Below are 24,147 nucleotides of genomic sequence, written 5' to 3'. Positions count from 1 at the left end.
TATGACAGCTTTTACACCTGTTTCATCCCCTGCTACTCCCTCATTAACCGAAGAGGAAAAAGCTAGAATATTGGCAAAATCTGCACAGTTTTCACCCCCATCTAACACTTTGCCTGATGGCAGAAAAGAGTTGGTTGGCTTATCCCGTGCAGAATTAGAACAATTACTGGTAGATATGGGGGAACAACCCTTTCGCACAAAACAATTATGGCACTGGATTTATCATAAAGGGGTCACAGATTTCACTGAAATGACCTCTATTGGCAAACCGTTACGGGCTAAACTGATTGAACACTGTGTGGTTAGCCGTCCAGAAGTGGTAACCCAACAAACCTCTAAAGATGAAACTCGCAAATTCCTATTTCGATTCCGAGATGGTCAAGAGGCAGAAACAGTGTATATTCCTGATCGTCGAGAGGATAGAGGGGCGGTTTGTATATCATCACAAGTTGGATGTACCCTTTCTTGCCGTTTTTGTCATACGGGAACACAAAATCTGGTACGCAATCTTGGTGCTGCTGAAATTGTTGGACAATTCATGGCAGCACGCGATAGCTATGGCGAATGGCCAACACCTACCGCTGGCAAGTCGCGCTTACTTTCTACTATTGTATTAATGGGTATGGGTGAACCATTATATAATTATGAAAATATCGCCAAGGCTATGCGTATTGTAATGGATGATGAAGGAATTGGTATTTCAAGACGCAGAATTACTCTATCGACCTCGGGAGTTGTGCCAATGATGGATCAATGCGGTCGGGATTTAGCTATTAATCTTGCCATTTCCTTACATGCTGTTAATGATGATCTGCGCAATGAAATTGTTCCTTTAAATCGGAAATATCCCATTAAAGACGTGTTAGACGCTTGTCGTCGTTACCCAGCAGCCAGCAATTCACGCAGAATTACCTTTGAATATATCATGTTACGAAATATTAATGACAGCGAAGCAGAAGCACGCGAATTAGTAAGACTATTAAAAGGAATCCACGCAAAAGTTAATTTAATCCCTTTCAACCCCTGGCCAGGCAGCGAATATAAGCCATCAAAAAGTGAACAAGTACAAAAATTTGCCGATATCATCATGCAAGCAGGTTATTCATCACCCATCCGTACCCCTAGAGGTCGCGATATTTTAGCCGCTTGTGGCCAATTACGTACTGAAAGCCAAAGACGACGGGTCACTGAACGTTCAGAATAATCTATGTAAACATTGTGAATATTGTAATTTTTAAAAATACATATTGAGTTTTATACGTAATGTTTATTACCTTAAAAAGAGTATACTATTTAAACTTTACCGCACTAATAGAATTAACATCACTATAACCACGAGCCTAAGAGACATTAATAAATGATTGTAAATGCCAGACGAGGTCTTCGTTTTATTATCCAAGACAGCATCAAACCTCTTCTTATCTTATTTATATGGGACATGTTGGTTGTTGTTTGTTATAAAACTTTTCATCAAACATGGTTTGATCAGTCCGCTCTTCCCACAGCCTTAATCGGTTCTGTACTTGTTTTGTTTATGAATTTTCGTAATAATACTGCGTATAATCGATGGTGGGAGGCACGCTCCCACTGGGGATTAATTACCAATAATTGTCGTTCTTTTTCCAGACAATGTATGACTATCTTAAAAGCATCACCAGACGTAACCCGTGCTATTGCTGGATATGCTTACGTATTATCATATCATTTACGTGGCAAAGATGCATTAAGAAACAGCAACGTTAAACGTGTGCTTCCTTTACATATTCAGCAATATATCAAAGGATTGCGTAACCAGCCTAACGGCGTTTTGTTTCAAATTGGGTTGATGGTTTCCCAAGAAGTTCAAAAAAAACAAATTGATGGGGCTATTCATTCACAGATAGATCGTATTTTATCTGATATTGCCAACGCCCAGGGCGCCTTGGAACGTATTAAAAATACTCCTTTATCAATACAGTTCTCTATTTTACCTCGATTTTTAACTGAAATTGTATGCGTTATTTTGCCATTTTCAATGGTACAAACATTAGGTTGGATGACACCCCTGGGATCAGCATTGGTTGGGTTTTTATTTATTGCCTTAGATACAATTGGCAGTGACCTTCAAAACCCGTTTGACGAAACCCCACACTCTTTGCCAATGTTAACCATGACGCGCAGCCTTGAAATAGATTTGCTTGAACAGATCGGGGATCCAACGGGAGCACCAATTACTCCGGTAAATGGGATTCAATGGTAAATTACTTTTTCATCTCCCAAAATGATATTCTATTAAATAATAATGGTGACAATTTGTCTAAAATATGATAGCGTAATTTAAATGAACATATTCCGATCTCCCCCTAAAGGCGGTGTAACAGATGAAATGGCACGCGCTGCTGTTGCCAAAACCGCTGCTCAACAAGTAAGTAATAAAGATTCTTTTCCATTCCAGGAAGGTGATGCCATCGTGTACGCAGCCCATGGTGTTGGGCGCGTTGATCGTATTGGTGTCGAGGAAATTGCTGGAACAAAACTTGAAATGGTTCAGATTTCCTTCCCCGATAATCAGATGACATTACGTATCCCTTTGGCAAAAGCCAAAAAAGCAGGGTTACGTAAAATCGCGTCCCGCGAAATTGTTAGCAAAGCAATGGCCGTTATTAAGGGTAAACCTCAAAATAACAAAGGCATGTGGGCTAGACGGGCAGTCATCTATCAGGAAAAAATCAACTCTGGTGACTTAATTCAAATTGCTGAAGTCTTGCGTGATCTGCGTCGTAATGTCGATAGCTTAGACGGCAGCTTTAGCGAAAGAAAACTTTTTGAAGCGGCACAAGAACGCTATGTTGCAGAGGTTGCCGTTATGGAATCAAAAGATTCTGCAACGGTTCTTGGCGAACTAACCGAAGCTATGAAATCTGTTTAATCTTTTAAGAATCTTGTATTCATCAAAGGGAGGGTTACCTCCCTTTTTTGATTCACTGTTAAATACAGATACAGGCGAAACTTACACAATATCACTGGTTAATTACTGTCATAATTTGGACTTGGAGTTTTACAAATTATAGATAATACATTAAATTATGATATAATTCTGTATTATAAAAGAAATTTCCTCCATGTTTTTTAAAAATAAATCTGCTCTTTCTTTATCCTCTGATCATAAAAAACTGCTAGTCCACATAGCAAAAATAGTAGGTAAAAAAAACGTCATTCTTGACCCTAATAAAATGGGTTTTTTTTGCCATGGTTTTAGATATGGTTCTGGTAAAGCAATTGCAGTAGTACAACCACACCATCTTTTGGAATTATGGCAAGTTCTGCAAGCCTGTGTTCAAAACGATATCATTATTATCATGCAGGCGGCCAACACGGGATTAACGGGTGGTTCAACCCCCGATGGCAATGATTATGACAGGGATATTGTCATCATCAACACAATGAAAATAAAACAATTATATTTGTTAAATAACGCTGAACAAGTGCTTTGCTTTCCAGGCTCCACACTAAACGAATTAGAAAAAAAATTAAAACCCTATCACAGGGATCCTCATTCTGTTATTGGATCTTCTTGTATTGGGGCATCCGTTCTTGGCGGAATTTGTAATAACTCTGGTGGTGCGCTTGTTCAACGTGGACCTGCTTATACGGAAATGGCTTTATATGCCCAATATACCAAAGAAGGGCAATTGGAATTGGTCAATCATTTGGGCATTGAATTGGGATCTACTCCAGAAGAGATTTTAAATAATCTTGATCAAGGGAACTTTGATTTAACTCAGGTCTATTCTACCGATAAAAATTGCTCGGATCATCGTTATAAAGATCATGTTTGTCAAGTTGATGCACCAACACCAGCACGATATAATGCTGATCCACATCATCTGCACGAAGCATCTGGATGTGCTGGAAAATTAGCAGTCTTTGCAGTAAGACTTGACACATTTCCCCAAGAAGATGAAACACAAGTTTTTTACATTGGAACCAATAATCCTGATAAACTTAGCCAAATCCGCCATGATCTTTTATCCCAACACATCGTCCCAATTTCTGGAGAGTATATTCACAAAGATGCATATAATATCGCAGCGATTTACGGTAAAGATACTTTCTTGTTTATTAATAGTTTTGGTACAAACTATATCCCAACATTGTTCGCATTAAAAAATCGTTTTGATTATTTTACTAAGAAATTTGACGTATTCCCAAAAAATCTTAGTGATCGCGTGATGCAATTTGTCAGTAAGTTTTTCCCTCAACATTTGCCAAAGCGAATGAATGATTATGCACAGCGCTATGAACATCATCTCTTATTAAAAATAGGCAAAAACGAACTTGAATTTGTAAAGTCGTATCTGAAACAGTTTTTTACTGATAGCAGAGATGGTTCTTACTTCGAATGCACACCACAGGAGGGACGTAAAGCTTTCTTACATCGATTTGCTGTTGCTGGGGCTGCTGTTCGATATAGGGCTGTTCACACTAAAACGGTCGAAGACATCCTTGCCTTAGATATTGCCCTACGACGTAATGATAAACAATGGGTGGAAACCCTTCCCCCCGAAATTAACAGCAAATGTATGCACAAACTTTACTATGGTCATTTCTTTTGTCATGTTTTCCATCAAGATTATATCATTTGCAAAGGGAACGATATTTATACGTTGGAAGAAGATATGCTAAAACTCCTTGACCAGAGGGGGGCTCAATATCCCGCAGAACACAACGTCGGTCATTTATATCCTGCCAAAGAACCGCTTAAAAATTTTTATCAAGAACTAGATCCCTGTAATGTGTTTAATCCTGGGATAGGTAAAACCAGTAAATTAAAAAACTGGGCTTCAAAGATGGAAAATTAGTAGATTCATTGAATTCTTACCAACCAATCATTTATGTAATTTGGAATTTTATGAACAGCTTTTCTTCGCCTATGCTAGATCAATCCATATTTGATAATGCAAATGAAAGCTTGGTCCTTGGTGACTTTGAACAAGCAAAACATATATTATCGCCCTATCGCCACTTACGTCAAAATTACCAAATAATGATCTTATTAGGGATTGCCATGGCTGGTTGTCATACCCCTAAAGAGGCAGCAAAATACTTGTGTCAAGCACAACAATTAATTGAAAAACCCTCCACACATTGCTGTTGCGAGCTAGAACCTTATTTAGGCCGCCATTACCTGCACCATCTGATTTTTCCAGTCGTTGATGAAGCCATCACTTTAACACCAAACGACATTCTATTGCATGTCGCTAAAATCAATATCTTAAAACATTCAGGCCAATTTTCTTTAGCTGTTGCCCATCTCAAAAAAACAATTTGTGCATTTCCGCAGCACACAAATAGTTTACTAAATAATTTAGCAACATTGCTATATGAAACAGGAAAATATCGTTCAGCATATACCCTGTATAAAACACTAGAAGATCGTAATCCAAATAGTTTTGCAGTCATTGCTAATCTTGCTGCATATTACAACGCTATTAATGACGTAGAACAGGCTTTCCTGTACTATCGAAAAGCAATTTTTATTAATCCAACCCTACCTGCATTACGGTTGAATTATTCTCTTTGTTTACTCAAAGCCCAGCAATATCACCAAGGATGGATCGAGCATGAATGGCGACTAAAAACACCCAATCACAGTTCTTTACCTGAAGCAACACTGATGCCAAGCCTTACACATGATCTGGATATTAAAGGCAAACGTATTTTAATTACCCAAGAAGAAGGCTTGGGAGACACATTGATGTATTTACGTTTTGTTCCTGAATTAATTAAACGGGGTGCAACCGTTGAATTATGGGTATCAGCAGTGATGGAAGGTCTGTGCCGCCGCCTTGAGGGCAACCCTAACGTTAAAGTTGGAGGAACTACTCCCCCACCATTTGATTGGCATTGCCCTTTTATCAGCCTGCCTCGAGTTCTTGGAGCTGTTCCAGGAAAAGATGGTGCAGCAATTCCTTATCTTCGCGCTGAACCTCGAAAAATAGCCGAATGGAAGGATAAACTTCCCAAAACTAATTGTTTGAAAATTGGCATCGCATGGGGGGGTGATCCCCATCCTGAAGATATTGCAGCCAACAGCACGGATCGTAAACGTTCAATTCCCTTATATAAATTAGTTCCTTTGTTGCAATCTATTAAAAATGCACAATTTATCAGCTTGCAAATGGGGGCTTATGCACCTCAAATTCACGATTTGCCTGCATCCATTCACTTATTTAATCCAATGGACACAGTTCACGATATGGATGATACCGCAGGAATCATCATGAACCTTGATGTTATCCTGACCGTTGACACTTCTGTCGTTCATTTGGCAGGAGCCTTGGGAAAACCTGTTATTTTAATGGATCGATATGATAATTGCTGGCGCTGGATTTCTGGTCAGGAATACAGTCCTTGGTATCCAAACGTCAGAATCATCCGACAAACCCGTCCCAAAATATGGGGGGATGTCATTGAAAAAGCCACCTCTATATTGCAAGAGATGGCAACAAAACATCAACATAAGAACTAGTAATTAAATTGATATAACAGCCCGATACTGCTTCCTGGATCGTTATCGGGGGTAACAAACCCTGACGTATCTTTACCCGTCCCCATCGTCGCGGTTGCCTTCAAGCGTTTTGTAATATCCACTTGAACTTCTGCCTGTGTACCAGCAGTTCCAGTAGATTGCTTTGCCCCCAAATATACCCCACGGGCAATATACTTCCCCGCAGATACACTGGTACCAGAGGTGGAACCATTCCGGTTATCACTATTTCCACCACCTACGGATAAACGATCCAATCCCAAAGTTTTACGCACAGTACCAATCGGATCAAATCCAGCGCTTTCGCCCCCCAAAGTTGCCAGTGCCACCCCGATTTCGGCCATTTGTGTTGTTGACAGACTTTGTGAATCAACACCAAACAATAACATTGCTAGTACACGATCTTGCGATATAGGTGGGGATGAGGTCAACGCAATCTTGGGTGCGCTGGCATATCCTGTGATTAATAAACTGACCGTATTGCCTTCAACTGATTTTTTAACTTCAAAATCCAATGTTGGATCGATTTTATGATCAACGCCACTGCCTTTAAAACCTATTTTCCCTTTGGTGAACTCGAGTGAGATACCCGCAAGATCAATATGACCGTTTTTCATCTCAAACCCGCCACTAATCTTAGGGGCATTGGCCGTTCCTCCAATCTTTAGAGCGCCAGCCATATCCGTAAATAATCCAAACCCACGCACCAAAATCTGTCCAGCTGATTTAATGGTTAAATTAAGACCAATTTCTGGACCTGTTGATGGGGTTTCTTCTATATTTTCCACTTTATCCCCTGGACGAATAACCTTAATGGATACAACAGATCGAGATACTGAACGTGGGATATTTATTTCTGCACGTTTAATTTTAACAACACCATTAACGTCAATTTTGCTTTTTGCTAATCCCTTTACCGAAATATCGCCATCCAAAATTACAGTCATTAAATCACTGACCAGTGGTTTGGCTTTGTCCATTCCAAAATGAATATCAATGGGCAAACCTGGTTGAAAAATACCAATTTGGCCATTGGCACTCATGGTTCCATCCCCAGCCTTTGCAGTAAAAGATTGTAAAAGTATTCGATCTTTTTGCCCAACAATAGAGGCCTGCATATTTCGAATACTAACCCCTTGGGCATAGTCCCTAAAACTACCATTTGCTAAATTAACTGTTCCTGTAATTGAAGGTGAGGTCATATTGCCATTGATTTGCATCGCCATATTCACCATCCCTTTAACTTGTTGACCAAAAGCTCCAACAATTGCATTGGCCACGGATAAGTCAACAGCACCATTTAAGTTTAATGCTAGATTACCCTTTGGTTGTAGGGGAACCGTTCCTTGAATAGTCGTGTTAATTTTTTGCCCAGCATTTAAACGTGTATTTAATTGTGCTGTATTTCCATTCAAATTCACCAATGCAGTTAATTGTGCTGGCGGTAAAGAAGCCCCGTTCCCACTTAACAGCCTCATATTTTGTGCGGTTAACTGAACACTACCTTGAGGTTTCTCTATAGTACCATTAAGTTTAGCCTGTGCATTCATTACTCCTTGCGCCTTTAAATCTGGAACAAAAGGTTTAGCCAGTGCAGGCGTTACATTTTGAATTGAGATTGCCAACGCCAGCTTTGGTTTAATATTACCCGCAATATCAATCATAGCTGGCGATGCCCCCATCGGTGCAACTGATAAACGCAATCGATCCAAACCTATTTTTTCACCAAATTCTGCCTTAACAGGGGACAATAAACGTATCGTTTCCCCCTTCACCAAAGCCGTCAATTTTTGAATAGCAACATTTTGTTTTGTTAGATTCAAGGTCAAAGCCGTATCAAGATTGCCTTTAGCATCCATTAGTGAAGGAAAACTTCCCTGAGCCGTTAATTTAAGGCTTTCCATACCACCAGCAGCAGTGACTGTGGCATTCCCCTTAACCTGAGGTGCTTGTACCTGACTTGCTTGTAATTTTAAATTGACGTCTGGTTTGGCTATAGGATTATTGATCGAACCTGCCAACGATAATTGACCAATTTTAACCTGAGGCATATTGATTTTACTTTTTAAATCAACCATGACCTTTGGAGTTCCTTGATCTGTTGTATGAACATCTAAATGCACAGTGCCATCTATTTTTTGATTGATTAGCTTGCTGAAATCAGACAAACGCATCACATCCAGTTTAATCTTTCCAATTGGCAATAACGTTTTTTGAGACATAACAACATCGGCAACGGCCTTGATCCCTCGCCATTCCATTTGCTGTAATTTTACATAATATTCCTGTGGTTCTTTGCGCATACCCCCTTGTAACTTAATATTGACGGGGGATTGATCCAACTGTCCAACCAAAGCAATATCAACCTGAGGTAGAGTGGGTAAATGTTGTACATTGGCTGTTAAATCTAACTGACTTGGGCGTAGAGCATAGCCACTTTTTGCCAAAGTACTAAGATTTGTTGATAATTTCAATCGTGCTGCTAAATCTGAAAGTATCCCATCAACATGTAGCTCTGCTGTGGCCTTACCTTTCAAAATAGGGGAAAGCGCTGACAGTTCTTTAATATCTAACTTCAATAGACCCTTAACCTGTTGTGCAATTAAAGAGCCTGTTGCGTTTAAATTAATCTGGCTCCCTTTTAAAGATATTTCTTGTAACGTAACTTGTTGTTCTGTCCCCTGTATTACTTGGGCGTGCAAACCAATAAGACCTTTTGCACCGATTAATTTAGTCCCAACAGGCATCCCCCCAGTAATCGCCAATGGACCATCAAGATCCAACTGAATAGGTTTTTTAGGATCGGTAGGCATAGCAAAGCCCAAATCCAATGTTGTATGTCCTTTTAAATCCACCCCTCCCAAAGATGCGAGCGGGGACAAATTGGGTACATTTAGCGTAACATGACCATTAAGGGCAGGTTTAATAAAAACTGTTCCTTTGGCTTGCAATAAGTGGTGACTTAACTCCAAATTAACTTGTTGATTTTTGGCTTTTGGCAAATACATCACATTCAAAGCTAATGGATACCCAGCCAATAAGGTTGGATGTGAACCTGGTATACGCAATCCATCAGCAACTAGTTGTAAAAAGGCCCAAGTATCGGGATTATGATCACGGGATAAATTGTTCTTGACAGAATTGGGTTGAGCATTCTTTCCCTCAAATTGCAAGGACAATCGATTAATCATCGCATCCCCTGCAACCAGGTTGGTTGCCTTGAATAAACCATTTCCTGCGGGTTCAGCAAATGGGCCATGAACATGAGCATCAATATTCCAACCACCCCACCCGATCTCTGGACTTAACGTTAAAGCTGGCGATTGCCCTTTTAAAAAAACGTTCATTTTAGAATGAATTAAGTCAATGCCCCCTTTAGCTGTCAAATTCGTTGTGTCTGCAAAGAGTTTAAGGTCTGTCTGAATTTGATCATAAGGTCCGTGCAAAGCCACGTTTAAAGACAAAGGTAAAAGCTGTTCTGTCTTTAAAAGCTTTTCAACCATACCGTCAGCTTGCTTTTTTACAGCAAAGGTAAAAAGCCCTTGATTAATTTGGTGATCCCCAATATCAGCTTTTAACTGTAAATCAGTGGCTTGATTCAGTTCCCATAAATGCACAGCCAAATGAATATTAGACAAATCAGTAATCGCTTTGAATCCAGCTATCTTCATGACATCTTGGATAGCAACTTGCCCTTGAATTCCAACATTCAGATCTATAGGCGCAACTTTGTTGGAAACAAATAATTTATCAATTTGAATTTGACGAATATTTGCAGCAATCGCAATATCTGGCAATGGTGCGCTTTGTGTTGTTTCCCCAGATGATGGGGGCAATGCGTAAACATTAATTTCTTTGGCATATAGTCGATCAACGCTGACTTTTTTCGCAAACAAAGCCCATAAAGACCAATCAAGCTCGGTTTGTTTTAAGCTTAGCCATGTTCCAATCTTTGGATCATTTAATTTAATTAAAGCAACACGTAAATGATTTGGGAAAGATCCACTAAGCCCTGTTACCTCGACGCTATGTCCCGTTAAATTCCCAATTTGGCTGGCAATGTAATCTTGTCCTTTTTGTGTATTTACGAAAATCATCACCCCTGTTATCGCGACAACGATCAAACCGATAACACTACCAACGAGCCAACTTAGCACCCACAATATTCTATGACGTTGCCGCCATTTTCTTCTAACCCCTGATGAATTGTTTGGGTCTGTGTTTGGACTGTTCGATGAGGGACTATGATCTGAAGGACGCATCAAAAATCTTTCCTAAATCAAGGTAAACAATGATTTTATCGTTTGTGTAAAAATATTAGATAAAGTAACCGAACAGTTAAATGGCACTTGTTGTAATTTTGCGTTATTATTTTTTTTCATAGATCCATTTCCAAGTAAGCTCGTTTTCTCTTGCATTTCGATTATAATTACATCACGGGAACGATATATTCATATAATTAAAGTTAAAACTGGTACCGTTACAATTGTGGGATATCATGATCGTTTGACTTCCTGCACAATGGTGATTGATCGAAATATTTATAATCAATAATTTTTTACAAATAATGAAAAAAAATGAGGTTGCAGTAAAATCCCACGGAAAATAGCAACTTTTAAGATATCTTAAAACGTATCGTATAAAATTTTCTCGGATAAATAAGAGAATTTTCCAAAAAAACATCAGAATGTTTCCCCAAGCCCTATATAGACCTCGAATTTATCCCCACGTGGTGGACGATTTACCGGTACAGCAATGTCTAAACGAATAGGACCGAGCGGAGTAAAATATTTAACCCCTCCCCCAACACCAACCCGCAATGTACCTTCAAAGGGCATACTGGTTTTACTAACCTGACCTGCGTCAATGAATGCTTGGGCACCAAAAGATCCCATAATTTTCTGCCTAAACTCGATACTGCCTGCATCCATTGCCTTACCCCCCACAGCGTATTTGGTTCCAGGGAATTGTGGACCAACGCCTTGAAAACGAAAACCACGGACAGTCGAGGTTCCACCAGCATACATTCTTTGATCAGGTGGCAAATTCATCCTTGATGCACCTTGAATGCTACCCACTGTCCCTCGAAAAGCAAAAATACTGTCACCAGGATCTGTAAGTCCTAAATGGGTTAAATCAAAATAGGTTGAGGCTGTTCCCTGCATAATCGCAAAAAAAACAGTGCCATCTCCAAAAGATGTTGTTGGAGTAATAGAGGCAGATGCCTTCATCCCCCCTGTTGGCGACATCATCGGACTGGATAGATCTGTACTATCATAGCTTACCCCAAGTGGGACATTCACCATCGTATAGTTATTTTTTATATGTTGTTGAATAATCTTTTCCTGTATCCCGCCCAAAAAAACAGAAACACGCCACCGCTTATTTAATTTGCGATTTAGCCCCGCTTTGACTAAGAAGGCTGTTTGGTCGTAAGAATAAAGTTTCTGTTTCACGGCTTCTATGCGGGCATTAAAATCCTGATCTCTTCGTCCAAAGTCAGGTTTAGTAAAATCTGCATAAACATCGTATCCCAAACCCCGTTGTGCAGTCCCCCCAAGACCCGTTGCCAGTGCGGCTAATTTTAATTCTTCGGCATTTCCAAACAAATTATGATGCGTCCACCGTACCCCAACGCGTCCCCCTAAATCTGTTGAATAACCTGCTTCAAAACTAACCGTTCTTCGTTTGGATTCTTTAAACGTTAAAACCAAAGGCAATCGTCCGTTTGCATCGACTTTATCTGCGGCATTAACATCAATACTAGAAAATACGCCTAAGGCTGATAAATCCTGTCTTGCGGACTCAATTTTTGAGGGTTGATATAACTGCCCCTCTTTTAACAATAACCGCCTGCGCAAAAATTTGGCATTTACCTTATTTAAACCTCTGAAATCAATATCCCCAATATCAACAATTGGCCCTGGCTGAACGTTATATACGATATCCAGTGTTTTCGTATCAGGTCGTAAATAAGCTACAGGATCACTGATTTTTGCCAGTGCATGTCCATCCTCTTGTAGGGATGTTAATAAACGTCCTTTGGCTGCAACGATATCAGCAGAAATAGCTACTTGACCCGACTTTAATCCAAAAGCTTTTTGCTGTGCTTGTGTTAAATTAACAGGTTGCGCAGGAATGTTATTCTTTTTATCCCCATCACCAAGCAACTCAACCTTACCAATGTGGAATTGTTCGCCCTTATTGACATGAACCACAATAACAGCGTTTTCTGTTGCTGGAATATGATCTATAAAGTTGGGTAAGTCCGCATTTTTCCCATCTATTGTATGTTGTAATGTGGTGACACGATTCACGTCGGGCTTTGATGTATCAGATTTTTTCTTCTTTTTTTTATCCTGATCTTTGTCAACATTTGAATTACCTGCGGAACCGATCTCTATATCAATTTTCGCATTATAATAACCAAAACTGTCCATTGCTTTTTGTAAACGATCATAATCGCTTTTAATACGTCCAGCCAAAGCAAAAGCCCCCACCGCTTTCGTTTTTTGCAATGTTACCAAATTAGAAGTATCTGTAAGCGTCTTATCAATATCTGAATTACCGGTCGAACGAATTTCAACCCGATATGTTTGAGGGTCTGCAGCTGAGGCATGACTGACAGATATTATTAAACATGTAATCCCCCCAAAATATAAACGAGTGATAATTTTTGATAGCTTACTATCTTGAAACTTTGCCTTGGGTCTGGGTTGAAATTGGAAAAACAACAAGTTTCTGTTTCCTATCTTTGGTCATTATCAATAAGCTATTTATAGATACTATAAAATCTGTTACAGCCCTAGTTAAAAAAGCTTTTATACAAAGTCAAAACATTTGAAACCATAATAACATTTAAAATAAGGATAGTATAAAATATAATATCATTTTCGCAACACATGATTATATTGCAATAGCGTATCCACTTGCAGTTCAAAGCAACTTATTATAAAATGCCACCAGCGTTTAACATATTCACAACCCTTTTGTCGTAAGCAGTTATAAAACATTGAGATACCTTAATATTTCCACCAACACTTTGCAAAATACACTATTTGAATCTTTTAAAAAAATAGTAAAAGATACTGGTATATGCACCTCCAATTTACAAAATACGAACGTGCAATATGATGTAAAAAAATTACGCATTGAATATCCTGATCTGCTGCCGACATTTTCACAGCAAGTAAAAAGAGCCCGAGCTTTTCGAAAAATTGCAGGTATGTTAGGATGGACTGCCCTGTGTATTCCAGTGCAAAGCGTATTTATTAAATTTCCCAAAAACACAAAAATAAAATTTGCCAGATTTTACTGGAGAACTGTTTGCAGAATTCTTGGGGTTGAATTGCGTGTTTTTGGCAAAATAAAAGAATCATATCAATATCCAGTCAAATCTAAAAATGCCCCTGCTGAAATTAACAGACCTGTATTATATGTTGCCAATCATACTTCATGGTTAGACATTGCCGTTGCGGGAGGTCTACTGCCTGCCTCTTTCGTTGCGAAAGAGGAAACTGGTTCGTGGCCCATTATCAGTATTTTATGCAGATTGGGGCGGGTTCTATATGTCAGCAGACAACGACAATCCACCTTAAAAGAACAGTTAACCATGGAACAACGGTTAAAGGACGGGGGAAGTTTAATCTTATTTCCTGAAGGAACCTCTACCGAAGGGTCACATGTTTTGCCATTCCTATCTTCTTTCTTTGTATTGGCTAAACCCCTTGGCAAACAACCTGTTGAATATGAAATTCCAGTCATTCAACCCATTTCCATTGTTTATGATCGTTTGGATATGTTACCTGTTACCCGCGTACAACGCCCCGTTTATTCTTGGTATGGCGAAATGGAACTGGCCCCACATTTATGGGATTTTTGTAAACGTTCCCATATGCGGGCCTCTATCATTTTCCATGAACCTGTTTACCCTGAAAATTTCAAAAACAGAAAACAACTAGCCCAAAAAACTTGGGAAATTATAGCAAAAGGCGCTGCCACCCTAAGACAAGGGAAAAGCGAAGAGCAAATTAAAGAAACCATTTAATCTGATATTTTATTACATTGTATTACAAGACTATTGATAAGAACTCTCGTTTTTGTGAATAGTCTTTTCTTTATGTATGATGCTTAAATAGATTGAACCAAATCTCTATTTCAGAAATTAAGGTTCTGCATATGACAAACGCATCATCTTTCTCCTCTTTTTCCTTCGATAATGGACAGCCTGTTATCCTGACATATACTGATGGCTGCGACAAGCATGCAGATCAAGCCATTCATTATTTCCTGCGTGATACTGGAATTGTCAAAGCCCCTCTCCTGCATATTAATCAACCTTCGGCCTCTTTGATCGAAATGGCCATACGCAATGAAGAAGGATGTTTATCCAAAAATGGGGCGTTAATTGTTAAAACTGGAGAATATACGGGAAGGGCCTCAGAACATAAATTTATCGTTGATGAAGATGAAGTGACAGATCATATTCATTGGGGAGATATAAATCACAAACTCTCTATTACGTATTTTAATCATGTTCTGGCTGAAGTTACTGGCTATTTACAAGGAAAATCTCTTTACATAGAAGAGCTGTATGCTGGTCGTGACGTACAGTGTTGCACCCCTATTCGACTGATTACAACCCAAGCTTGGCATGCATTATTTTCAAAGAATATGTTTGTTCGTCCCCAACATTTAACCCAAGATGAACATCAACATCTGCAACAAAATAACCAAACAGGATACATAATTTTACATGCGCCACATTTCTTTTTAAATGCTAAAAAATGTGGAACCCATGGCCCAACAGCAATTATCACCTCTTTTAAACATAAGATGATTATCATTTGTGGTACACAATATGCAGGGGAAATCAAAAAATCTATTTTTTCTGCTATGAATTGGCAACTTCCAGCCCAAAATATTTTACCTATGCACTGTTCTGCCAATATCGGTGAAAAGGGAGATGTTGCCATTTTCTTTGGATTATCTGGCACTGGGAAAACTACTTTATCCTCTGATCCCCATCGAAAATTAATTGGGGATGATGAGCATGGATGGTCAACCACAGGCGTTTTCAATATTGAGGGTGGTTGCTATGCCAAAGTTATTAACTTAAACCCAAAAACAGAACCTGAAATATGGGATGCTTCAGTTCGTTTTGGTTCTGTTTTGGAAAACGTTATTTTGGATCATGAAAAAAAGCCTGATTTTAACGACCATTCCCTAACAGAAAACACACGCTCCTGCTATCCAATTGATTTTATTCCAAATGCCTCTGTTTCTGGTAAAGGGGAGCAACCTTTAAATGTCATCATGCTAACTGCAGATGCATTTGGGATTTTGCCCCCCATTGCCAAATTAACTACAGCCCAAGCAATTTTTCATTTTCTAATGGGCTATACCGCCCGTATTGCAGGCACCGAAAGTGGAATAGGAAAAGAACCAAAGGCCACATTCAGCCCCTGTTTTGGAGCCCCTTTTTTACCCAGACCCGCAGATATTTATGGGGCATTACTAATGAAACGATTAGAGGAAAATCCCAATATCGACTGCTGGTTATTAAATACAGGTTGGAGTGGTGGCCCCTATGGGGTTGGAAAGCGGTTCTCTTTACCTCATACACGACAACTACTACATATGGCATTAAACGGATCTTTGAACGATATATCGTATGAAACAGAAACATATTTTGGTCTACGGATCCCAACTGCTGTCTCTGGGATCCCTTCTGAAATGTTGAACCCTGCACAATGTTGGGCAGATCAACAATCCTATCACCAACAGGCAGAGGCTTTGGCAAAACGTTTCAAGGATCATTTTGAACAATTTTCTCAAACATTAAAAGGTGCTATCGTTTTTGAGGGTGATATCTTTTCCACTAATCTGACAGTAAAACGTATATAAAATACTTGTATCAATCCCTTTATTTTTATAAAAAGATAGCTTGGCTCACTTTTTTAATTTAAAAAAGAACCAAGCTATCTTTTTCTTTATCATGGGCTTTTTTCTGAATGGTTGATTCCGATCTTTCTTATATCACAACACAAACCAATCAACGCTATCTACATGTGATCACATGGGGATGTCAGATGAATGTGTATGACAGTAATCGTATGGTCGATTTACTGCGCCCTTTGGGATATAAAGTCACCAACGAAGCAGAACAGGCCGATGTTTTGGTCCTTAATACCTGTCATATTCGCGATAAAGCCACGGAAAAGGTCTTTTCCGAATTGGGCCGATTAAAACAAATCAAAGACTATCGAAAAGAGCAAGGACATAACACCCTTATTGCCGTAGCGGGATGCGTTGCCCAAGCTGAAGGCAAAATGATTTTACAACGTGCCCCTTATGTTGATATTGTTTTGGGGCCTCAAACCTATCATCGCTTGCCAAAGATGATATTGGATGTTGCCCGTAAAACGGGTAATGTTATCGAAACGGATTTCCCCGTTGAAAGTAAATTTGATTTCCTTCCTGCCCCTGAAGAAGCCGCAGGATATACGGCGTTTTTAACAATTCAAGAAGGCTGTGATAAATTCTGTTCATTTTGTGTCGTACCTTATACCCGTGGATCAGAAGAAAGCAGACCTGTCCAAGCCATTCTTGATGAAGCTAATCGACTATGTGATTTGGGCGTTAAAGAGATTTCCCTATTAGGGCAAAATGTCAATGCCTATCATGGTCAAGGGCCAGATGGCAATACATGGAATTTGGCAAAGCTTGCTGAAAAACTCTCTACCATTCCTGGGCTAAGTCGTATTCGTTATACGACCTCACACCCTCGGGACATGGATGATTCTTTAATCGACGCACATCGTGATTTGCCAAGCTTGATGCCATTTTTACATCTGCCTGTACAATCAGGATCAGATCGTGTTTTAAAAGCAATGAACCGCGGACATACTGCTGATGAATATCGTAAAATTATCGATAAATTAAAAAAAGCAAGACCCGATATTGCTCTATCCTCTGACTTTATTGTGGGGCATCCTGGTGAAAGCATTGATGATTTCAAAGCCACAATGCAATTGGTCAAAGATGTTACTTTCGCACAAGCATTCTCTTTTAAATATTCGCCTCGCCCTGGTACTTCTGCAGCTTTGTCCTCTTATCAAGTTGCCGAAGAAGAGAAAAATGAACGATTGCAAGAATTACAAGCATTGTTAAGGGATCAACAAACTCAATTCAACCAAAATACGGTTGGACGCCAAATCCCTATTTTATTTACCAACACGGGTCGTAAAAATGGCCAAATTGCTGGTAAATCCCCATATTTACAAGCGGTTCATGTGAATGCTGATGAAAACCTAATTGGTCAAGAACGCATGGTGCTTGTTGAAGAATGTTTAACAAACTCTTTGTCTGGTTCCCTAATTCATAAAGAAGGTGTTTCCTCTTGAGTGATCAAAAAGCCATTATCCCCATTATCATTGCCGAAGAGCAAATAGCCCCATCCATCATTAAAACAACTTTGCAATTTCAAGATAATTTATTATTGGCACAATTAATCGGGGATCACGACCGTTATTTAGTACAAATTGAAAAAGATTTAAATATAAAACTGGGGTGTCGTGGAAATTATGTGGTAATCACAGGTGATATAGAGCAAGTTGAGATAGCCAAAACTATTTTGAGCAATCTTTATAATCATCTTTATCATCAAAAAGACATCGATTCCACCATTGTTGATACGATCATTCGCATGGCACAAGATGGATTGTTAAGCACACTTTCTCTTAATCCTCAATCTGAACGCAACACATCTTCAGACAATAGTCATTTTACTCAATCCACAACAGGTCCAACCATTGCAACCCGCAAAGGGGTTATTACCCCCCGTACAGTTGGTCAGGCACAATATTTAAAGTTACTGGCAAAACAAGAAATGGTTTTTGGTATCGGCCCAGCGGGGACGGGTAAAACCTTTTTGGCCGTAGCACAGGGCGTGTCAATGTTACTCTCGGGGCAAGTTGACCGTATTATTTTGTCCCGCCCCGCCGTTGAAGCAGGTGAACGTTTAGGTTTTTTACCTGGCGATATGAAGGATAAAATTGATCCTTATTTGCGCCCCTTATATGATGCGTTACATGCAATGTTGCCTGGTGATCAAGTTATTAAGCGTCTAACCAATGGTGAAATTGAAATTGCACCGCTTGCTTTTATGCGTGGACGCACCCTTGAACATGCTTACGTGATTTTGGATGAAGCACAAAATACAACGACAGCCCAGATGAAAATGTTTTTGACCCGTTTGGGGGCTGGATCTAGGATGGTAATTACGGGGGATTTAAGTCAGATTGACTTGCCTTCTAATGTCAAATCAGGGTTAAAAGATGCAGTTGATACTTTACAAGGTATTCAAGGGATCGAAATTATGCGCTTTAAGGCCCAAGATGTAGTTAGACACCCATTGGTTGGCCGCATTGTCAAAGCATATGATCAACGCGATGCCGCGCAAAAGCGGCATCCTTCTACAGATAATTTTTTATAAGAACATGGCTTGTTACAACATTCCTGCAAAAGCTGATAAAACTTATAGATTTCAAATCCGATATGATTTAACCTACAAAATCATAATTCAGGACAAAGGCTGGGGAAAAATCCTCCCCACTTTATCACAGCTTCTTTTTCGTATTCATCAGATTATCCCAATTTCTGACGACACGACTTTGTGTTTCGATAATGATCATCAGGTTAAAAAACTAAATGGACAATTTCGAGGGAAGTATAAACCCACCAATGTCTTAACTTTTGAAATGCCAGGTGGTATAGTTAATGGCGGTGATATTATTTTTGCTTTGCAAACGATTGAAAAGGAAGCAAAACAAAATTGTAGACCCCTGCCCCATCACCTAGCACATTTAATTATTCATGGTTTATTACATCTACAGGGATACGATCATCTTTATGTTAATGATGCCAAAGAAATGGAAATGAAGGAAGCTCAACTACTACATAAATTGGGTATTCCCAACCCTTGGAAACATAATTCTGTACGGAGTATATAGTCATGCCTCGTGCGCCCTCTGCGCCGAGTAATCCATTGCCTGATCAATCGCAGACACATCTTCACAGACCTGTTGGCCTGCGATCAACAATATCGAAATGGATTCATAGAAAACGCCACCCCAACTTACGACAATCTATCGTTAATCTGGTTGATGAAGAACATGGAAACCATCCATCACAACCAAATACAAGTCCAGAAGAATTAAGTACGCACGAACGGTTACTGATCTCTAATATTTTACGTCTGCGTGGTAAAACGGCTGATGATGTTATGGTTCCTCGTGCAGATATCTTTGCCATTGCCGATGATATTAGTTTCGAAAAAGCATTAGAGGTCATGCGTCATGAAAACCATTCAAGGGTTCCCGTCTATCATAACGAACTAGATAATATTGTTGGTATGATTCATGTAAAGGATTTAATCGCTTATACAGGACGCCAAGAAGAATTTGATATTACAAATTTGTTAAGACAACCATTATTTATAGCACCACAAATTCCGGTTTTAGACCTGTTAGTACAAATGCGTTTACACCGTATTCATCTTGGTCTGGTTATTGATGAATATGGCAGTATTGATGGTCTAGTTACCATTGAAGACTTGGTTGAAACTATTGTTGGTGATATCGCAGACGAACATGACGACCCTGATGTTCCCATGATCATTGAACGGGATTCCCATACTCTTGATTTGGATGCAAGGATGTTGTTAGAAGACCTCGCAAAACGCATTGGTACTTTTTTGACCGAGGAAGAAGAACATTCAGATATTGATACGATCGGTGGACTGGTTTTCAGACTGGCAGAACATGTTCCAACCAAAGGGGAGGTTCTAACACATTCAACAGGATTGGTTTTTAGGGTTATAGATGCAGATCCACGACACATTCGCAGATTACGGATGCATATTCCTAAAGAATGGGGCTTCCCCGCTTCAGGAAAATCAAACGATAGTGGATCTGAAGAGGCATCAACATCGTAAAATATTACAAAACCCACCTTAAATATAATTTAAGATGGGTTTTTATTAATTGCTAAGAATGAACTAAACCGATTAAAAAAAATTTAGTAATTCTTTCTATAATCTTACTTTTGTTTGCTAGCAATCCGTTGTTCAACTTCTTTTTCCCACGGGGGATTGGCACCACGACGCTGACAAATCATCGCAGCCGCAACAGAGGCATACTCCAATGCGTCTGTAATATCTTCAACACGAATAGATTTAATTTTATCAAGAGATAGCAAGTTCTTTTTTTGTAAATAAGCCAAAGTTGCAGCCATAAATGTATCACCAGCACCAATTGAATCAACCACGTCTTCAATATAGTCTGGTTTAACAGAAATCACTTCCTGACCTGGCAGGTAACACAATACCCCTTGGCTGCCACGTGTAATAATAACAATTGAGGTACCTTGCGAAATCCACATAGCAGCTGCCTCGTCAAATGTCGTGTCTGGCATCAAAAATGCAAGGTCAGATTTGGATAACTTTATGATATCAGCCATCGCTGTTAAACGAGCCATACGCGCACGATATACCGCAGGGTGCAAGGTATTATTAGGTCTGCAATTTGGATCAATTGATAAAATACGTTTCCCTTTTTCCACTTTAAACATTTGTTCGCATGCTTCGGAAATTGGGGGTTCGATTAAAGAGGTAGAACCTATATGAATTAAATTCACATCATCTGTAAATCCAGGAGATTGTGATCTGACCCAAAGGCGTGAAACAGTATTCTCATCATAAAATGCGTATGCGGGCTCTTCCTCACCTAATTCGACAAAAGCAAGAGTTGTTTGTTGAGGGCCACGGGCAACATATTTGGTGTCAACATTGGAAGTTTCCAAGAATTCCATCAGTTTATCCCCTAGGAAATCTGTTGAAATTCCGCCCATAAAGCCGACTTTACCCCCTAAACGACCAATAGCCACAGAAATATTTGCGCATGACCCCCCAGGGGCAGGACAATAGCAATCTGAGCCATCTTGTGTTTTGTCTGGAATAAAATCGATTAAAACATCCCCACAAACAATAATCATTTAAAATCTCCCTTTACGAATACTGTTCTTAAATTAAATATGGTCACAAAAATTTGACTTTGATCATATTAAAACAAACATGCTGAAATAAACAGTATCTTTTAGTAATTTAAAAATTCTATTATATAATTAAAACAAACTCATAAATATCTGTCCACGCCAGTAAGAAACAATTTCCAATAACGCAACAACATTTAGTTATTTAAAGTTTTTTTTATCTGGCTGTCAATTATATTCCAGCAAGATCGTTTTATCTTATTATTAATACAACCTATTTTTGTATAAAAGGAATAAATCCATGCCTGTGTGGCTTACAACTGCTTTAATGTTAGTTTGTTCGAATTTATTTATGACCTATGCTTGGTACGGTCACTTAAAAACCTTAGAAAATAAACCATGGTATATTGCGGCATTAATCAGTTGGGGCATTGCTTTGGGTGAATACATGATCCAGGTTCCAGCCAATCGTATTGGATATACAAAATTATCCTTGGGCGAATTAAAAATTATGCAAGAAGCAATTACGTTAATGGTCTTTGTTCCTTTTAGCATCTTTTTTATGCATCAGTCTTTCAGGCTGGATTATGTATGGGCTGGATTATGTATTTTGGGTGCTGTTTTCTTTATATTTCGCGGTGCTTAAAAATATTTCGATATATACTTCTTATTCCAACTGAATACACTAAGAGACACCTACCATTGACTTGTAAGGTAAATGTTGTGCCAAAACAGTGGTCTTTAACCGCGTGGGCGGTAATGAAGTTTTAGATATTAAAGACCTCCCTACTCCTCCTATGGCTAAGGAGGTCCAAATTCGTGTCCATGCCCTAGGAATCAATCGCACTGAAATCATGTACAGAACTGGACAATATGTAATTAAGCCCAAATTCCCAGCCCGCCTTGGATACTAAGCCGCAGGCACAATTGAAGCTGTAGGGTCAGAAGTTATGGAATTCGCTGTTGGTGATAAGGTCAGCGTAATTCCCTCTTTCATGTTTGATCAGTATGGCATGTATGGTGAATTGGTAAATGCCCCATCACACAATATTGTTAAACATCCGCAAAATCTGTCTTTTGAACAGGCTGCGGCCAGTTGGATGATGTTTATAACAGCCTATGGTGCATTAATTGAATATGGCCATTTAAAACAAGACCAGTTTGTTCTTGTTAATGCCTCTTCAAGCAGCGTTGGGATCGCTGCCATACAAATATCGAATATGATGGGGGCATACCCAATTGCCTTGACCCGCACCCGTAACAAGATGGAAACACTTTTAAATTCTGGTGCACATGCTGTTATCATTACCTCAGAACAAGATATAACCCAAGAAATTCATAAGCTGACTAATAATCGTGGGGTTGATATTGTTTTTGACCCCATAGGGGGGCCAAATGTTGCTAAAATTACCCCTGCTATGGCTATGAATAGTATATTTTTCCAATATGGCGCGTTGGAAACACAAAATTTATCAATACCTGTTATGGATATTTTGGGTAAACATTTAACATTTCGCGGCTATGAATTATTTGAAATCACAACAAATCCTAAAAAAATGCAAAAAGCTAAGGAATTTGTTTATAACGGTTTAAAGTCAGAACAACTTAAACCTATAATTAGCAAAATATTTTCCTTTGACGAGATTCGCAAAGCCCATCAATATATGGAAGCCAACAGCCAAATTGGAAAAATTGTCGTTAAAATATAATAAATCTGTATTATTTTAACATTGAAATCATTTTACTCCAAAGTTTAGTGCAACCTTAAAAACAGATTTTATGAAAGAAAACCTATACATAAACTCGCCTTAACCAATTATCTTCCTGATATTTTAACAAATATGATATAATCGATAATATTATGTCCTATTTTCAGTATTGAAATAGACTTTTTCCTAGCCATATTTACTTAATCTTTTGTGGAAGACATTATGCCAATCACACGACGTTTTTTATTAACCACTGCTATTCCTGCATTTTCCTTGTTTGCATCGACACTCCGTGCACGTGCCAATGATATTTCACCAACATTTATGAAACCACGCACTGTTGGAAACCCTTCTGCCAAGGTACACGTTCAAGAATGGTTCTCTTTAACGTGTTCTCATTGCGCACAATTTGCAAAAAATGTTTTTCCAGAAGTAGAAAAACAATATATTAATACAGGTAAGGTATTTTATACATTTTGTGACTTTCCTTTAGATAAAGTTGCTTTAATTGCCGCTATCGTCGCTCGCAGTTTACCAGTGGAACAATACCAACCCTTTGTTTTTGCGCTTTTGGACAATTTGGATCAATGGGCCTTTAAAGAAGGTGCAGACCCCATCCAAGAATTGCAAAAATATGCTATTTTGGCAGGAATGTCTAAAGAGCGTTTTGAACAAGTCAGCAACGATGTTAATTTACGTGATGCAATCCTAAGCGAAGTCAAAAGTGCAGAAAGTAAATATAAAGTTGACAGCACCCCCACTTTTATCTTCAATGGCGTTCCTGTTGTTGGTGAACTAAATATCGATGATTTCGGTAAACAAGTTGCCAAAGCACTAGACCATAAAACAACCCCTTAA

At 39.0% G+C, this 24,147-nt stretch carries 18 protein-coding genes; 14 read left to right on the top strand and 4 right to left on the bottom strand.

Translation table 11 applies throughout. The annotated features are described in order from the left end of the window. Window position 1: 1 nt before the first annotated feature. From rlmN to QJV27_RS00445, 5 genes are all read left to right on the top strand, one after another. On the top strand, window positions 2-1,204 hold the full coding sequence (rlmN, locus tag QJV27_RS00465) for a 23S rRNA (adenine(2503)-C(2))-methyltransferase RlmN (protein ID WP_281447033.1): 1,203 nt from the start codon (window positions 2-4) through the stop codon (window positions 1,202-1,204). Window positions 1,205-1,357: 153 nt separating this feature from the next. After that, window positions 1,358-2,239, top strand: coding sequence for a bestrophin family protein (locus tag QJV27_RS00460; RefSeq protein WP_281447032.1), 882 nt, complete (start codon window positions 1,358-1,360; stop codon window positions 2,237-2,239). Window positions 2,240-2,320: 81 nt separating this feature from the next. After that, the gene (locus tag QJV27_RS00455) at window positions 2,321-2,908 is read left to right on the top strand and encodes a CarD family transcriptional regulator (RefSeq protein ID WP_281447031.1); all 588 of its coding nucleotides are present in this window, start codon (window positions 2,321-2,323) and stop codon (window positions 2,906-2,908) included. A gap of 193 nt (window positions 2,909-3,101) precedes the next feature. Further along, window positions 3,102-4,841 carry a D-lactate dehydrogenase gene (gene dld / locus QJV27_RS00450; RefSeq protein ID WP_281447030.1) on the top strand — a complete coding sequence of 580 codons (1,740 nt, stop codon included), beginning with the start codon at window positions 3,102-3,104 and terminating at the stop codon, window positions 4,839-4,841. 50 nt (window positions 4,842-4,891) lie between these two features. Further along, the gene (locus QJV27_RS00445) at window positions 4,892-6,511 is read left to right on the top strand and encodes a tetratricopeptide repeat-containing glycosyltransferase family protein (protein ID WP_281447029.1); all 1,620 of its coding nucleotides are present in this window, start codon (window positions 4,892-4,894) and stop codon (window positions 6,509-6,511) included. Here the strand turns inward: QJV27_RS00445 and QJV27_RS00440 are convergent. Beyond that, a complete protein-coding gene (locus QJV27_RS00440) occupies window positions 6,508-10,791 on the bottom strand; it encodes a translocation/assembly module TamB domain-containing protein (RefSeq protein WP_281447028.1) in 4,284 nt (1,427 codons plus the stop codon). The genes QJV27_RS00445 and QJV27_RS00440 overlap by 4 nt on opposite strands. 420 nt (window positions 10,792-11,211) lie before the next feature. Beyond that, window positions 11,212-13,266: an autotransporter assembly complex protein TamA gene (locus QJV27_RS00435; RefSeq protein ID WP_281447027.1), complete on the bottom strand. Its 2,055-nt coding sequence runs from the start codon at window positions 13,264-13,266 to the stop codon at window positions 11,212-11,214. 386 nt (window positions 13,267-13,652) lie between these two features. Between QJV27_RS00435 and QJV27_RS00430 the strand changes: the two genes are divergently transcribed. From QJV27_RS00430 to QJV27_RS00405, 6 genes are all read left to right on the top strand, one after another. After that, window positions 13,653-14,576 (top strand): lysophospholipid acyltransferase family protein, encoded by a 924-nt coding sequence (locus QJV27_RS00430; protein ID WP_281447026.1) that lies wholly within the window; start codon window positions 13,653-13,655, stop codon window positions 14,574-14,576. A 131-nt stretch (window positions 14,577-14,707) separates the two neighbouring features. Then, window positions 14,708-16,435 (top strand): phosphoenolpyruvate carboxykinase (ATP), encoded by a 1,728-nt coding sequence (gene pckA, locus QJV27_RS00425; RefSeq protein WP_281447025.1) that lies wholly within the window; start codon window positions 14,708-14,710, stop codon window positions 16,433-16,435. A 107-nt stretch (window positions 16,436-16,542) separates the two neighbouring features. Further along, on the top strand, window positions 16,543-17,934 hold the full coding sequence (miaB, locus tag QJV27_RS00420; protein WP_281447024.1) for a tRNA (N6-isopentenyl adenosine(37)-C2)-methylthiotransferase MiaB: 1,392 nt from the start codon (window positions 16,543-16,545) through the stop codon (window positions 17,932-17,934). Then, entirely contained in the window at window positions 17,931-19,025 is a 1,095-nt protein-coding gene (locus QJV27_RS00415) for a PhoH family protein (protein WP_408869604.1), read from the top strand. The genes miaB and QJV27_RS00415 overlap by 4 nt, the downstream gene beginning before the upstream one ends. Before the next feature lie 4 nt (window positions 19,026-19,029). After that, entirely contained in the window at window positions 19,030-19,542 is a 513-nt protein-coding gene (gene ybeY / locus QJV27_RS00410) for an rRNA maturation RNase YbeY (RefSeq protein WP_281447023.1), read from the top strand. Window positions 19,543-19,544: 2 nt separating this feature from the next. Further along, window positions 19,545-20,525, top strand: a complete 981-nt coding sequence (locus QJV27_RS00405) for a hemolysin family protein (RefSeq protein WP_281447022.1) — start codon at window positions 19,545-19,547, stop codon at window positions 20,523-20,525. A gap of 104 nt (window positions 20,526-20,629) precedes the next feature. Here QJV27_RS00405 and QJV27_RS00400 read toward each other — a convergent pair whose 3' ends face one another. Beyond that, a complete protein-coding gene (locus QJV27_RS00400) occupies window positions 20,630-21,583 on the bottom strand; it encodes a carbohydrate kinase family protein (RefSeq protein WP_281447021.1) in 954 nt (317 codons plus the stop codon). A 298-nt stretch (window positions 21,584-21,881) separates the two neighbouring features. On the opposite strand from QJV27_RS00400, the gene QJV27_RS00395 reads away from it, so the two are divergent. Further along, complete coding sequence (locus QJV27_RS00395; RefSeq protein ID WP_281447020.1) at window positions 21,882-22,226, top strand: DMT family protein; 345 nt, start codon at window positions 21,882-21,884, stop codon at window positions 22,224-22,226. 39 nt (window positions 22,227-22,265) lie between these two features. On the opposite strand, the gene QJV27_RS00390 is transcribed toward QJV27_RS00395, so the two are convergent. Continuing rightward, complete coding sequence (locus tag QJV27_RS00390) at window positions 22,266-22,436, bottom strand: hypothetical protein (RefSeq protein ID WP_281447019.1); 171 nt, start codon at window positions 22,434-22,436, stop codon at window positions 22,266-22,268. Window positions 22,437-22,530: 94 nt separating this feature from the next. Here QJV27_RS00390 and QJV27_RS00385 point away from each other — a divergent pair, with 94 nt between their 5' ends. Both QJV27_RS00385 and QJV27_RS00380 read left to right on the top strand, forming a co-directional pair. Further along, entirely contained in the window at window positions 22,531-23,289 is a 759-nt protein-coding gene (locus QJV27_RS00385) for a zinc-dependent alcohol dehydrogenase family protein (RefSeq protein WP_281447018.1), read from the top strand. Between the two features lie 222 nt (window positions 23,290-23,511). Continuing rightward, window positions 23,512-24,147 carry a thioredoxin domain-containing protein gene (locus QJV27_RS00380; RefSeq protein ID WP_281447017.1) on the top strand — a complete coding sequence of 212 codons (636 nt, stop codon included), beginning with the start codon at window positions 23,512-23,514 and terminating at the stop codon, window positions 24,145-24,147.

The sequence above is a fragment of the Commensalibacter oyaizuii genome (genome assembly GCF_029953265.1).
GTDB lineage: Bacteria > Pseudomonadota > Alphaproteobacteria > Acetobacterales > Acetobacteraceae > Commensalibacter > Commensalibacter oyaizuii.
The sequence above is the reverse complement of the archived record's forward strand: the minus strand, read 5'-3'. Positions and strand labels throughout refer to the sequence as shown.

Excerpts from the sequence above, each read along its gene's own strand:
- rlmN (WP_281447033.1), top strand. The coding sequence starts at position 2 with ATGACAGCTTTTACACCTGTTTCATCCCCTGCTACTCCCTCATTAACC.
- QJV27_RS00460 (WP_281447032.1), top strand. The coding sequence starts at position 1,358 with ATGATTGTAAATGCCAGACGAGGTCTTCGTTTTATTATCCAAGACAGC.
- QJV27_RS00455 (WP_281447031.1), top strand. The coding sequence starts at position 2,321 with ATGAACATATTCCGATCTCCCCCTAAAGGCGGTGTAACAGATGAAATG.
- dld (WP_281447030.1), top strand. The coding sequence starts at position 3,102 with ATGTTTTTTAAAAATAAATCTGCTCTTTCTTTATCCTCTGATCATAAA.
- QJV27_RS00445 (WP_281447029.1), top strand. The coding sequence starts at position 4,892 with ATGAACAGCTTTTCTTCGCCTATGCTAGATCAATCCATATTTGATAAT.
- QJV27_RS00440 (WP_281447028.1), bottom strand. The coding sequence starts at position 10,791 with ATGCGTCCTTCAGATCATAGTCCCTCATCGAACAGTCCAAACACAGAC.
- pckA (WP_281447025.1), top strand. The coding sequence starts at position 14,708 with ATGACAAACGCATCATCTTTCTCCTCTTTTTCCTTCGATAATGGACAG.
- miaB (WP_281447024.1), top strand. The coding sequence starts at position 16,543 with ATGGTTGATTCCGATCTTTCTTATATCACAACACAAACCAATCAACGC.
- ybeY (WP_281447023.1), top strand. The coding sequence starts at position 19,030 with ATGGCTTGTTACAACATTCCTGCAAAAGCTGATAAAACTTATAGATTT.
- QJV27_RS00405 (WP_281447022.1), top strand. The coding sequence starts at position 19,545 with ATGCCTCGTGCGCCCTCTGCGCCGAGTAATCCATTGCCTGATCAATCG.
- QJV27_RS00400 (WP_281447021.1), bottom strand. The coding sequence starts at position 21,583 with ATGATTATTGTTTGTGGGGATGTTTTAATCGATTTTATTCCAGACAAA.
- QJV27_RS00395 (WP_281447020.1), top strand. The coding sequence starts at position 21,882 with ATGCCTGTGTGGCTTACAACTGCTTTAATGTTAGTTTGTTCGAATTTA.
- QJV27_RS00390 (WP_281447019.1), bottom strand. The coding sequence starts at position 22,436 with ATGATTTCAGTGCGATTGATTCCTAGGGCATGGACACGAATTTGGACC.
- QJV27_RS00385 (WP_281447018.1), top strand. The coding sequence starts at position 22,531 with ATGGAATTCGCTGTTGGTGATAAGGTCAGCGTAATTCCCTCTTTCATG.
- QJV27_RS00380 (WP_281447017.1), top strand. The coding sequence starts at position 23,512 with ATGCCAATCACACGACGTTTTTTATTAACCACTGCTATTCCTGCATTT.